The 13944-nt window shown below is 37.3% G+C and carries 8 protein-coding genes; 4 read left to right on the top strand and 4 right to left on the bottom strand.

Annotated features, from left to right (window positions below; all coding sequences use genetic code 11):
• Nucleotides 1-246: 246 nt before the first annotated feature.
• From addB to ACTJJ9_RS05400, 4 genes are all read left to right on the top strand, one after another.
• A complete protein-coding gene (gene addB, locus ACTJJ9_RS05415) occupies nt 247-3738 on the top strand; it encodes a helicase-exonuclease AddAB subunit AddB (protein WP_145581440.1) in 3492 nt (1163 codons plus the stop codon).
• A complete protein-coding gene (addA, locus tag ACTJJ9_RS05410) occupies nt 3731-7444 on the top strand; it encodes a helicase-exonuclease AddAB subunit AddA (protein ID WP_145581439.1) in 3714 nt (1237 codons plus the stop codon). Before addB ends, addA begins: the two co-directional genes overlap by 8 nt.
• A 106-nt stretch (nt 7445-7550) precedes the next feature.
• On the top strand, nt 7551-8732 hold the full coding sequence (locus ACTJJ9_RS05405) for an exonuclease SbcCD subunit D (RefSeq protein WP_440768491.1): 1182 nt from the start codon (nt 7551-7553) through the stop codon (nt 8730-8732).
• On the top strand, nt 8729-12130 hold the full coding sequence (locus tag ACTJJ9_RS05400) for an AAA family ATPase (RefSeq protein WP_440768490.1): 3402 nt from the start codon (nt 8729-8731) through the stop codon (nt 12128-12130). The genes ACTJJ9_RS05405 and ACTJJ9_RS05400 overlap by 4 nt, the downstream gene beginning before the upstream one ends.
• Before the next feature lie 308 nt (nt 12131-12438).
• On the opposite strand, the gene ACTJJ9_RS05395 is transcribed toward ACTJJ9_RS05400, so the two are convergent.
• The 4 genes from ACTJJ9_RS05395 to gerPC form a co-directional block, all read right to left on the bottom strand.
• Nucleotides 12439-12657: a spore germination protein gene (locus ACTJJ9_RS05395; protein WP_095300847.1), complete on the bottom strand. Its 219-nt coding sequence runs from the start codon at nt 12655-12657 to the stop codon at nt 12439-12441.
• 90 nt (nt 12658-12747) lie between these two features.
• A complete protein-coding gene (locus ACTJJ9_RS05390; RefSeq protein WP_095300846.1) occupies nt 12748-13113 on the bottom strand; it encodes a spore germination protein GerPE in 366 nt (121 codons plus the stop codon).
• A complete protein-coding gene (locus tag ACTJJ9_RS05385) occupies nt 13110-13286 on the bottom strand; it encodes a spore gernimation protein GerPD (RefSeq protein WP_095300845.1) in 177 nt (58 codons plus the stop codon). The genes ACTJJ9_RS05390 and ACTJJ9_RS05385 overlap by 4 nt, the downstream gene beginning before the upstream one ends.
• A gap of 31 nt (nt 13287-13317) precedes the next feature.
• Nucleotides 13318-13941, bottom strand: a complete 624-nt coding sequence (gene gerPC, locus ACTJJ9_RS05380; protein WP_095300844.1) for a spore germination protein GerPC — start codon at nt 13939-13941, stop codon at nt 13318-13320.
• Nucleotides 13942-13944: the final 3 nt, after the last annotated feature.

Genomic DNA, 13944 nt, shown 5'->3' with positions numbered 1-13944 from the left:
GTTTAGAATAAAAAGTGAATGCCATACAATTTGTGTATTGCTGCATTACAGGGTTTAAGCGGTAGCCTAGAAGAAATAGGTTATGAATTTCTAAGACATATTGAAACATACAAAAGTAGGAACTTGTGGATAAATGGAATTTGCATAAAAAGTAAAGTAAAATAGAAGGATGATGTGAAAGAAAAAGTGTATGAAACTGGCATTTTACTTTGACTAGATAAATATAAACGTTAGCGAGGAATAAACATGAGTATTCAATTTATTCTAGGTCGATCAGGGAGCGGAAAAACAACTACGATTGTGAATGAAATAAAAAATAGATTAATGGAAGATCCAATGGGGAATCCGATTATTTATCTTGTTCCAGATCAAATGACATTTGGAGCAGAATATGAGTTGATTCACTCACAAGATGTAGCTGGAATGATAAGAGCACAGACATTTAGCTTTAGTCGACTAGCATGGCGAGTGCTGCAGGAAACAGGTGGTATAACAAGACATCATCTTTCAAGCACGGGAATTCAGATGATGCTAAGAAAGCTTGTTGAGCAATATAAGCAGGAATTTAAAGTGTTTGCAAAAGCTAGCGATAAAAATGGCTTTATTCAGCAACTTGAAGCAATGTTAACAGAATTTAAACGCTATTGTTTTTCACCACAAGAGCTTGAGGACTATATTGCAAAAGCGAATACTGAAGTGGACAAGCAATCGCTAATTGATAAGCTGCATGATATGGCTTTGTTATATAAACAGCTAGAAATCCAGCTTAGTAATAAGTATGTCGATTCTGAAGATTATTTACGTTTGCTAACTGAAAAAATTCAAGAATCAAACTATATAAAAACAGCTGATATCTATATAGATGGATTTCATAGTTTTACACCTCAGGAATTAGAGGTTGTCGTTGCCTTAATGAAATATACGAATAACGTTAAAATCTCCTTAACAATCGATAAGCCTTATGAAGAATTTCTGCCACATGAATTGCATTTATTTCAAATGACTGGGAAAACGTACAATAAACTTCTCCAGCTTGCAAAAGATGAAGGTGTAGAGGTAGAAAACCCACTTATTTTACATGAGCAGCATCGCTTTGCGAAAAATCCTTCATTACAGCATTTAGAAACATATTATGATGCAAGAGCAACGTCTGTATTTGAAGGAGAAACAAGTATAACAATCTTACAAGCCGCAAATCGTCGTTCTGAAATTGAAGGAATTGCTCGACAAATTCATTCCTTAACGAGAAGCGGTGAATATCGATATCGAGATATCGCGTTAATGCTGAGAAATTCAAATGATTATCGTGATCTAATTGAGCAAGTATTTCGTGATTACAACATTCCTTTTTTTATAGACCTAAAACGTTCAATGCTTAATCATCCTCTTGTCGAATTCATTCGTTCAACAATGGAAATTGTAAACGGCCATTGGCGCTATGAGGCGGTATTCCGTGCAGTAAAGACTGAATTGCTCTATCCGCTTGAAGCTAATAAGCGCGAGATGCGTGAGGAAATGGATTTACTTGAAAACTATGTGCTATCACATGGGATTCAAGGGACGAAATGGACAAAGGATGAACGATGGAGATACCGTCGTTTTTATTCATTAGAAGACGATTATGTCATAACAGACGAAGAGAAGTTAATGGAGGAAAAAATAAACTCCTTAAAAGAAATTGTGGCAAAGCCAATCCATACGCTACAAAAGCGGCTAAAACGAAGTAAAACAGGTCGAGACTTGGCTGAATCGCTTTACTTATATTTAGAGGAGCTACAAATCCCTGAGAAAATTGAGCTACTTCGTCAAGAAGCAGAAGCAAAGGGGCAGCTATTAGAGGCAAGGGAGCATGATCAAGTATGGCAGGCCGTTATTCAGTTATTAGATGAATTTGTTGAACTACTAGCCGATGAGCATGTTTCACTATCACTTTTTGCTAATATTCTTGATACAGGTATGGAGTCGATGAAGTTTTCCTTAGTGCCTCCAGCAATGGATCAAGTCTTAATTGCCGACATGGAGCAATCGAGGTTTTTCCATGTGAAATGCACGTTTATCATCGGGGCAAACGATGGGGTCCTTCCAGCAAGACCGAAGGAAGAAGGAATTTTAACTGAGGATGATCGTGAATCGTTACATTTTCAAGGGATTACTCTCGCACCTACAGCTAGACAGCATCTATTAGATGAAAACTTTATTATTTATATGGGTTTAGTAAGTCCATCAGAAAAACTTTATTTATCTTATCCAATGGCAGATGAAGAAGGGAAAGCACTTCTTCCTTCAATCATTATTAAACGGACTGAGGAAATGTTTCCGGATATAGAAAAGCAACGACTTGTTAATGAACCTGATCAGCTATCACTTGGTGAACAGCTGTCCTTTATTGTCAATGAGAATGTGACACTGTCATATGTTACATCGCAATTACAGTTATGGAAACGTGGCTATCCAATCGAATCGATCTGGTGGGATGCTTATAATTATTTTATTGATTCAAAAAATCAACAAATAACGAAAAAAGTGCTTAGTAGTTTGACCTATCAAAATGCTCCAAAGCAACTTGAAACCTCTGTTAGCCGTGAGTTGTACGGAGAGCATATTCAAGGTAGTGTATCAAGAATGGAACAATTTAATAGCTGCCCATTCTCCCACTTTGCGTCACATGGCCTAAAGCTAAGAGAAAGGCAATTATTTAAGCTTGAAGCACCAGATATTGGCCAATTATTTCACTCAGCCCTTAAGCTAATCTCTGATAAAATCCAGCAATTAAATCTTGACTGGAAGGGGTTAACAAAGGAACAATGTGACCGCTTATCAAACGATGCAGTGGAGAAGCTTGCACCTAGATTGCAAAGGGAAATTTTATTAAGCTCAAATCGCTTTCATTATATAAAACGAAAGCTGCAAAAAATCCTATCTCGTGCGTCTAGTATATTAAGTGAACACGCGAAGCATAGTGGGTTTGCACCGGTCGGCTTGGAGCTTGGATTTGGTAAGGGGGGAGAGCTTCCGCCAATTCGTTTTACTTTACCAAACGGCTGTACGATGGAGGTAGCCGGAAGAATTGATCGGGTTGATAAAGCGACAGGCTCGAATGGAGTTTTATTACGAATTGTTGATTATAAATCAAGTGAAAAAAATATACAGCTATCTGAGGTTTATTATGGATTAGCCTTACAAATGCTTACTTATTTAGATGTTATTATTTCAAATTCAAAGCGTTGGCTAGGAGTCGAGGCAACTCCAGCAGGTGTCCTCTATTTTCACGTCCATGATCCGATTATCCAAGCAAATACTTTGCTTTCAGAGGATAAACTTGATGAGGAAATCTTTAAAAAGTTTAAAATGAAGGGCTTGCTTCTTGGAGATGAGGAATCTGTTCGATTAATGGACGATTCATTAACAGAGGGCGTGACTTCAAATATTGTTGCTGCAGGTCTGAAAAAGACTGGAGGGTTTTATGCAAATTCAGCAATTGCTAGTAAGGATGAATTTGAACTATTAACAAACCATGTCCGCACGACGTTCGAAAAAATCGGAACAAGCATAACCGACGGTGTAATTGATATTCAACCATATAAATTAAAGGACAAATTACCATGTACGTATTGTCAGTTTAAGTCTGTATGTCAATTTGATGAATCGTTAGAGGAAAACAATTATCGAATTTTAAAAAGTGAAAAAAATGAGGAAGTATTAAGAAAAATGAGAGAGGAGGTAGGGCTAAGTGAGTAATGGAATTCAAAAACCAAGCAATAGCCAATGGACAGATGATCAATGGCAGGCAATTGTCTCGAGTGGACAGGACATTTTAGTAGCAGCAGCTGCTGGTTCTGGAAAAACAGCAGTATTAGTTGAAAGAATTATAAAGAAAATCCTTTCAAAGGAAAATCCTGTCGATGTTGATTCATTACTTGTTGTGACCTTTACAAATGCTTCGGCAGCTGAGATGAGAAGTAGAATTGGAGAGGCGTTAGAAAAAGCGTTAAAGGATAATCCATCCTCTCTACATTTGCGCAGACAGTTAACATTATTGAATAAAGCATCGATTTCAACATTGCATTCATTCTGTTTAAACGTTGTAAGGAAATACTATTATTTGATTAATATTGATCCTAGCTTTCGAATTGCAGATGAAACAGAAGGTCAGCTTTTAATAGATGAGGTGCTTGATGAATTATTTGAAGAGGAATATAGCCGTGAAGATAATGAGCCATTTTTCGACCTTATTGACCGCTACACAGCGGATCGGAATGATGTAGAACTCCAGTCGATTATTCGCGTGCTTTATCTTTTTTCAAGGTCACATCCAACACCAAATCTTTGGCTAGAACAGCTAGCTTCAATGTATGATGTCGGAGATACAGACATTTCTACACTGCCATTTATTCGTTATCTCTTACAAGATATCGAGCTCGCCTTATATGGAGCAAAGGACCAGCTAGAGCAAGCGATGGAAATAACAAAACGACCAGCTGGACCAGCACCTCGAGCAGAAAATTTAGATGATGACTTAAAACAAGTCGATGCTTTACTTGCTGTGAAAAACTCGTGGGAAGGTTTAGCAGAGCGAATAAAATCATTTAGCTTGTCGAGGGCAAAACCGGTCAGGGGAGATCAATATGATAAAGCATTAACAGAGCAAGTGACTGCTTTAAGAAGTGCTGCGAAAAAGAAAATCGAACAATTGCGTGACGAAATGTTTTCCCGAAGCCTTTCTTCTTATTTGCAAGACTTTGAACAATTAGCTCCTGTTATGAAAAAGCTTGTCTCGCTTGTGATGGAATTTGCTGAGCGTTACGAAGCAGTAAAAAAGGAGAAAGGAATTGTTGATTTTGCCGATTTGGAGCATTATTGTTTACAAATACTTCAAGGAACTGGTGATGAACCAAGTGAAGCGGCACGATTTTATAAACAACAATTTACTGAAGTATTGGTCGATGAATATCAAGACACGAACCTCGTTCAAGAATCGATATTAAAGTTCGTTACAAAGGATGAAGAAGCATCAGGAAACCTGTTTATGGTTGGGGATGTTAAGCAATCTATTTATCGTTTTCGTTTGGCTGAGCCTTTTCTGTTCTTAAGTAAATATAAACGTTTTACAAAAGACGCGAACAATACAGGAATGAGAATTGATTTATCGAAAAACTTCAGAAGTAGAGCAGAAGTATTAGATGCAACGAATTTTATATTTAAACAAATTATGGGTGAGCGTGTTGGAGAAATTGTATATGACGAAGATGCTGAATTAAAGCTTGGTGCTTCTTATCCTGAAGGGGAAAAGATGAATGCAGAACTGCTACTCATTGAACCGATTAATCAGGATGAAGAGTCTCAGCAGGATGAGGATGCAAGTGGCTTTGACGAACAAGAGTTGGAAACCGTACAGCTTGAGGCAAGGCTAATGGCAAAGAAAATCAAATCACTTATTGATGAACAGTTTCCAATTTATGATCGAGGTATCGACGGAACGCGTCCAATTACGTACCGAGATATTGTTATTCTTCTCCGTTCCATGCCTTGGGCACCGCAAATAATGGAGGAATTTAAACAAGCTGGAATCCCTGTATATGCAAATCTATCAAATGGATATTTTGAGGCAACGGAAGTGTCAATTATGGTATCACTTCTAAAAGTAATAGATAATCCATTTCAAGATATACCATTAGCATCTGTGCTGCGTTCTCCGATAGTTGGCTTGGATGAAAATGAACTTGCAATTATTCGTACGTTTGATAAAAAGGGAACTTATTATGATGCGCTTAAAGCATGTATTGCAAATGAATCATTGGTTGAGCAATCTTTATCCATAAAGCTGAGGACTTTTATTGAACTTTTACAGCAATGGAGAAATCAGGCACGACAAGGCTCAGTATCAGACCTAATCTGGCAACTTTACCGGGATACGAAGTTTTTTGATTTTGTTGGTGGAATGCCAGGTGGGAAACAAAGACAAGCAAACCTCAGAGCATTATATGATCGAGCTCGGCAATATGAAGCAACTTCCTTTAGGGGGTTATTCCGCTTTTTACGCTTCATAGAAAGAATGCAAGAACGAGGGGATGATCTTGGAGCAGCTAGAGCGCTTGGAGAACAGGAAGATGTTGTGCGCTTAATGACGATCCATAGCAGTAAAGGATTAGAATTTCCGGTAGTCTTTGTTGCAGGGCTGTCAAAGCAATTTAATATGATGGATTTGAACAAAAAATATTTACTAGATAAAGAGTTAGGGTTTGGAACAAAATTAATTAATCCAAAAATCAGAATCAGCTATCCTACGTTACCATATATCGCATTAAAAAAGAAAATGAGAATGGAATTGCTTGCTGAAGAAATGCGAGTATTATATGTAGCGTTAACAAGAGCGAAAGAGAAGCTGATTTTACTTGGAACGTTAAAGGATGCTGAAAAAACAATAGCCAACTGGCAAAATTATATTTCTCATAATGAATGGTTATTACCGGATTTTGAACGGGCAAAGGCGAAGTCATATCTCGATTGGATTGGTCCTGCGTTAGTTCGCCATCAGGACTGTGTTTTATTAAATGATGGTCATACGTGTATGAATGAAGAGATATCAAAGCATTCATCAAAATGGACGATTGAATTTGTGAAAGGTGAAAACCTTCTAGAATCGTTTAGTAAGGAACAACAATTAAATGCAGAGCTTTTAACGGCGATATCACGTGGAGAGCAAGTGCCTATTGAAAGTAATGAGGTAGACAAGGTTCATGAAAAATTAAATTGGACATATCCACATCTAGCAGCTACAAAGAATCGCTCAAAGCAATCCGTAACAGAATTAAAAAGACAGAAGGAAGTTCGGGATGAATATAGTGATTTACAATTAGTGAAAAAGCCACAAGCTGTTTTATATGAGCGGCCAAGCTTTATGAGAAGTAAATCAATATCAGCTGCAGAAAGAGGTACAGCTATGCATACAGTAATGCAGCATATTCCCCTAAATGAAGCTGTAACAGCAAATACAATTATGTCAAAAGTACAGGAGCTTATATTAAAGGAAATATTAACATCTGACATGGCGGGTGCAATCAATCCACAGCAAATTGCTAAATTTTTTGCGACTCCAATAGGAAGCCGTATGCTTCATGCAGATAAAGTATCCCGAGAAGTACCATTCAGTTATGCTCTTAATGCAAGTACTTTATATAAGGACATTAAAGAAGAATCAATTATTGTCCAAGGGGTAATTGACTGTCTCTTTGAAGATGAAGCTGGCTTAGTCTTGATTGATTATAAAACAGATTCAATTGAAGGGCGTTTTCCAGGCGGTATTGCTGAGGCAGAGCCAGTATTAAAGGAAAGATATCGCATCCAAATTGATTTATATACAAAGGCAATTGAAGACATTATTCGCAGGCCACTAAAGGAAAAATATTTATATTTCTTTGATGGTGGTCATTTAATCGAAATGTAGAAAAGGTGGTAGTAAGGTGGCGACTTATTTATGATTTGTCATCTTACTACTGTTTTTGCTTAAAGTCGTAGTTTATTTCTATATGCTAGAAAGGGTGTTTAATAGAATGCGAATCCTCCATACAGCTGATTGGCATCTAGGTCGGTCCTTAGAAGGAAGGAGCCGCTTAGCGGAGCAAGCTGAATTTCTTGATGAACTTGTTCGTATAGTTGAAGAAGAAAAAGTAGATATGATTTTAATGGCTGGTGATGCATTTGATACAGTGAATCCCCCTGCTGCTGCAGAACAGTTATTTTATGATGCACTTTCGCGTTTATCAGACAATGGAAAACGGCCTATCGTTGTCATTGCGGGGAATCATGATAATCCAGATCGATTATCGGCAGCATCACCATTGGCTAGTAATCATTCGATACAATTAATAGGATATCCGATGGCTGATGTGATCAAAATTGATGTCCCGAGGGCGCAGCAGCAAATGACGCTCGCTGCTCTTGCGTACCCTTCAGAGGCTAGACTTGAACAGGTGTTATCAGAGTCCCACGATGAAGTGTTATTACGAAATAAATATGATGAAAGAATTCGAGAGTTATTTTCAATTATGAGCAAGCAATTTCGTCCCGATACGATTAATATGGCAATGAGTCATATTCATGTTGCTGGTGGAAGCTCGTCTGATTCTGAACGCCCAATTGAAGTTGGTGGTGCGTACACAGTAGCTGCAACAAGTATGCCTGAGGCAGCTCAATATGTTGCATTGGGACATTTGCATCGTCCCCAAAATATAAAACGCGCAAATACGTTAACAAGATATTCTGGCTCTCCACTAGCGTATAGTTTTTCAGAAATTGGCTATGCAAAGTCAGTCACTATATTAGATGCTGAGCCTAATCAGCCTGTAAAGATGAGAGAAATTCCATTATCTTCTGGCAAACCATTAGTTAAGTGGAAAGCAACAGAAGGAATTAACCAGGTTTACAAATGGTTAGATGAAGGTCGTGATACATCGGCATGGATTGATTTAGAAATTCACTTAACAAATACTCTCTCAATTGAAGAAATTCATCGTTTACGAAAATGGCATCCAGGGTTTATTCATATCCGTCCGATCTTTATCGGTGAGCAGGAAGTTATTGAAGCAAGGCAAGCTAATTTACCGATCGATCAACTTTTTACACAATTTTATGAGAAACAAACAGGGGGAGCTAAGCCTGAAGCAGACTTAGTTCAATTATTTCTTGAGCTTGTTCACCAAGAGGAAGGTTCTGAGGAAGGTGTTGAAGAATGAGACCAATTCAATTAACTGTTTCAGGGCTTCATAGCTTTAGAGAGAAGCAGACAATTCAATTTGATTCATTATGTGAAGGGGGGATTTTTGGGATATTTGGACCTACTGGAAGTGGTAAATCCTCTATTTTAGATGCTATGACATTAGCTTTATATGGAAAAGTTGAGCGTGCAGCAAATAATACACATGGTATTTTAAACCATGCAGAGGACAGCCTTGCAGTATCCTTTACCTTTGAGCTAGAAAATGCCTCCTCGAAAAAGCGCTATACGGTTGAAAGAGGCTTTAAGAGAACAGATGATATAAAAGTAAAAACATCCATTTGTCGATTAATTGAAGCTGGAGAAGAAACCGTTGTGTTAGCAGATAAGGCTGCCGATGTTAATGAAAAAATACATGGGTTGTTAGGGTTAACGATTGATGATTTCACAAGAGCTGTTGTTCTCCCGCAAGGAAAATTTGCTGAGTTTCTCTCATTAAAAGGTGCGGAACGACGCCAAATGCTACAACGATTGTTTCATCTAGAACAATACGGTGACAAATTAATCAAAAAATTAAAATCTCGACTTGCAAAAACAAGAATACAACGAAATGAACTTGAAGCAGAAAAAACAGGGTTAGGTGATGCTTCTACAGAGGCAGTTCAAGCAGCGGAAGCTCGTCTGAATGAAGCAAATATTCTACTAGAAAAACGTCAAACAGAATATGATAGCATTTTAAAAGAATATGAAGCGATGCAAGAGATAAGACAGCTGCAATTGCAAAAGGCAGAGATAGAGAAAGAAAAGGTATCTTTAGAAGCAGAAGCAGATAAAATGGACAAGCTTAAATTACAGCTTCAAAAAGCAGAGGAAGCTGAGGCACTAAGACCATATGCCGAATCACTCCAAGCACTTATGCTAGAGAAAAGAGACGCAGAAGTAAATCTTTCCTTGATAAGAAAGCAATATGAAGAGGTAAAGGAACAATATGAGACAAGCAATCTAGCATATGAAGAGATCCGAAACATAAAAAGTGAGCGGGAGCCACAGCTTGTAGCTGAAAGGGAAAAGCTTCTACAGCTACAAAAAATTGATGAAGAACGTGTTGCAGAACAGAAAAGATTAGCTCAATTACAAGAGAAATTCGATAAGTTGGTCGAACAACGTCATCTTGACAATAAAGCATTGGAAAAGGCACAGACCTTAGTAGAGAGGGCATTGGAAAAGCAGCAACGCTTGAAGGAAGAATTACTCGCTAATACTGTATCGGCAAAAGAACGAGAAATGATCCAAGGAGCATTAACGGCAAAACAAACAGTTACTCAGGCAAAACATAGATTCTCTGAAACAACTACAATTGTTCAAGAAAAACAAAAAATAATCGAACAGGAAACTGAAAACCTAAAAAGAATTTCAGTAGCAACTGTTAATCGTAAAAATCAGCTTAAGGAACAATTTATTGAATTGAATAAGCAGTACTTTCTTATATCAGAACGAGAAAGGGAACATCATGCCTTTATTCACACTGTGAAAAGCGAATTAGACTTTATCGTCAAAAAAGAAGAGAAGGAAAATAGTCAAAAGCTTGCACTAAAACTTGTCCAGCATTTACATGATGGAGAACCATGCCCAGTTTGTGGTTCATCGACACATCCAAATCCTGCCCATCTAAATGAAGAATTGTATGAGAGCGGTGAAAAGCAGTCGGAAAAGCTTCAAGAACAACTTGAGAGATTACAGGATTTAAGTCAGGAATTCCATTCGCTAAAAATTAAACTTGAAGGAATCTCACAACAATTAACCTCTGAATTTCCATTTCTTCAAGATGTGACACAAGTAGAGGAGATAGAGCTTGACGAGATTATAAAAAAAGAACTTGCTGACCCACTTCAAAAAGGAGACAAGCTTTTTCAATTAGAATTAAAGACAATTTCCCAGGATTATTTACAGCTAAAAAGTAAAATTGATTTACTAGTGAAGCAAGTAAGAGAAATTCAGCAGGAAGAATTGAGAAAAGGTGATTATCTTTCCTCTGCCAAAAACGATGTGAGTGAATGGAAGGAAAAGCAACAAGTAGATCAGGTTGCTTATGAAAAAGCGTTAAAAGAATATGAAGAGCAATTTTCAACGGTGCCATTAACAGACGTTGAAACGCTTCAACAAGATATGAGCAAAAAAGACCAAGCAGTAGAGCAACTAAATGAAAGAATTCAAACAAGCATTCTATTTATTGAAGAGCAGCAAACGTCAGTAAAGGAATGCGAAAAGCAAATTCAGTTAATCAATCAACAAGAAATTGAATTACAAGCGACAATCAATAATTGTAAACAGCTAATTCGTGAGAAGGAAGAGAAATTATCGGATGTTTCGTCTGATAAATCACTCAACCAACAATTGAAAGAAACAATCGAAAAGCTAAAACAATTAACGGAAAAGGAAAATGAATTGTACCGCTTATTACAGCAAGCTACGAAATCAATGCACGAGCATCAAAGTCAGCTTGCGGCAAATGAGAAGGCGTTTGAACAAACAAAACTCAAATTACATGAGGCAACAGAAAAATGGAAGAATGTATCTGAAAAAACGTCCTTTCATACAATTGAAGAGACTCTTTCTTCCTTATTAGGGCTGGAAGAAAAGCATTACATGAAAAATGAACTAGAAAAGTTTACTGATAAAATGAAGCAGCTGACATCCGACTTAAACCGAATAGCTGAAAAGCTACAAGATAAACAGTTAACGAATGAAGCATGGGAACAAATTCAATTATTGAAAAAAGAAGTGAAGGAACAGGTGGATGAAGCAGTTGCAAATAAAGGAGCAGCAAGCGAAGCGCTTCAAGAGCTGTTAAAAAAACATGACCGCTATGTCGAAATTGAACGACAACAAAAGGCGCTAGATGAGATGTTAGAAAAGCTTGAAAAGCTGCAAACCGTCTTTAAAGGAAACAGCTTTGTTGAATATGTAGCAGAGGAGCAGCTTGTCCAGGTTAGTAGAGATGCATCAGAACGATTGCGAACACTTACTAGAGGACGTTATGCAATTGAAGTAGACTCTCAAGGTGGCTTTATTATGAGAGATGACGCAAATGGCGGGGTTAGACGTCCAGTATCTACACTTTCTGGAGGAGAAACCTTCTTAACCTCACTTGCCTTAGCGCTGTCGTTATCAACGCAAATTCAGCTTCGTGGCGAATACCCATTACAGTTTTTCTTCCTAGATGAAGGCTTTGGTACACTTGATGTCGAGCTACTTGATACAGTCATCTCAGCTCTTGAAAAGCTTCAGGCACAAAACCTATCAGTCGGTGTCATTAGTCACGTTGCAGAACTACGAGCAAGACTGCCTAAAAAATTAATCGTCGTCCCAGCTGAACCATCTGGTAAAGGTTCAACCGTCTATCTTGAATCAATGTGAATTTTAAAGCATAGGCGAATTATTAGTACTGACAACGAAAGAATCAGAATGTAAAGAGTACCTTGTCTTCTATTTTAATCTAGCTAGACGAGAGAAGAGTTAGGAACGGGAAGTTTACCAATATAGAAATTTTGAGAATTGATCGGTTATTGAAATGATTAGGAAACATAATAAAGGGTGACTCAAAACTATAGGTTCAGACCCCTCAAACATATATAGAACTAATAATGAGGTTAGTTTTACTATGGGTCAGATCCTTTTGAGTCACCCTACACCTATTATTATGAATTTTTAAAGCAGAACTGTAACTAGGCATTTGCCGTCATATTTTGATCTGAAACATCTGGGTCAACCATATTTGTTGCACTTAATCCATTATTAACAATATGAAAATCGCCGACATTTCCTCCACCAGAACCTGAAGCTGATTTTGATTGGTTTTTAGGAGATAAATAGAACGTATCCCCAAAGTTTACAACCCCACCGCTAACTTCATTAATTTTTATTGGACCTACAATTGCTGGCATATAAAAACATCCCTTTTGTTTTCGCTAGTACTTTACTTTATGCATATGAAAGGAGGATTGTTCGTTAACATATTAGGTAGGTTGATTCGCCTAATCAAACGGGTGACGAATGTGTAAAGTACGTGATTCGCAAAATACATCTTTAGATGAGCCGATTTGAAAGACTGCTGAGCTTGATAGTGCAGTAACGGTCACAGTATTTACTTGAATGCTTGGATTGTCATGAAAAAAATTTGTTGTTATTTGTTCATAAAAAATAGGATATGGAATCTCCTCTTCAAAAATTGGATATTTGCTTAGGTCACCTTCTGAACCAAAAAATTTTTCCTCTTCCCTTTGCTCTGAAAAGACTTTAACAGAAGGGGTGATATTCATCGAATCACCGATTGTAAATACAGAGCTAAGACCGATTGAATTAACATATACTGAGTTTACCTTTGAAAATCGACTAATCATTGTGGAGCCAGCGGTACATATGGACCGACAATAAGCGACTCAGGTGGAGTATCAAAAACAGAAGATAGTGAGATTGTATTCGTATCCCCAATTAAAAACACTGAAGAACTTGACACACCGATAATTCGAATATTTCCGACTTGAAGGTTGCGATTAACAACAGTGAAATTCATTTAGCTTTCCTCCTTATATAGAATATCCTCCTTATTCAGGTCCTTTTGGTAAGTGATTTAAAAAATGTTTTATTGAATTCTCTACATCTGCTTTCACTTGCTGGAGAATTTTATGCTTTTGCTCGTTGAAATCTCCGAGATTAGATAACGAAGGTTCATTCATGTAATATTGAATCCGACTATCGATTTGCTTTCGAATATCCTCAATAATATGTCTACGATGTGGTTCATCTAAGCGTAATTGTAATTGTTGTTCTGCCTGTTTAATAAAATCGACACAATCATTATTTAAAAAATGCTGAATTTCTTCTTTACACTGTTGGAAAAGCTGATGGCGTACTTGCTGTTGTTCTTGTGGAGGGTATGTCATATCGTTATTTACTTGTAGTCCGTTTTGTTCTACTTCAAATTGATCAATCTGATTTGGATCGGTAGGATTTAATCCGATATTTAATGTACCATCAAGTCGTTCAATTTTTAGCTGGTCAAACTTATATTCAATTCTTTCGATATTTGTAGAAGGTTTATTTTTGAACTGTTCAACCTCTGATTGAAGGGTGTTGATTGTTTCAGCTAATTGCTTAAGCTTTTGGTCCTGATATTGAATATATTGCTGAAGCTGTTGTAAGGTTTTCACGAACTCATTTGTATACATACT

This window comes from Metabacillus sp. 22489 (assembly GCF_052044855.1).
In the GTDB taxonomy this organism is placed as follows: domain Bacteria; phylum Bacillota; class Bacilli; order Bacillales; family Bacillaceae; genus Metabacillus; species Metabacillus niabensis.
This window is presented reverse-complemented; position numbering and strand designations above follow the sequence as displayed.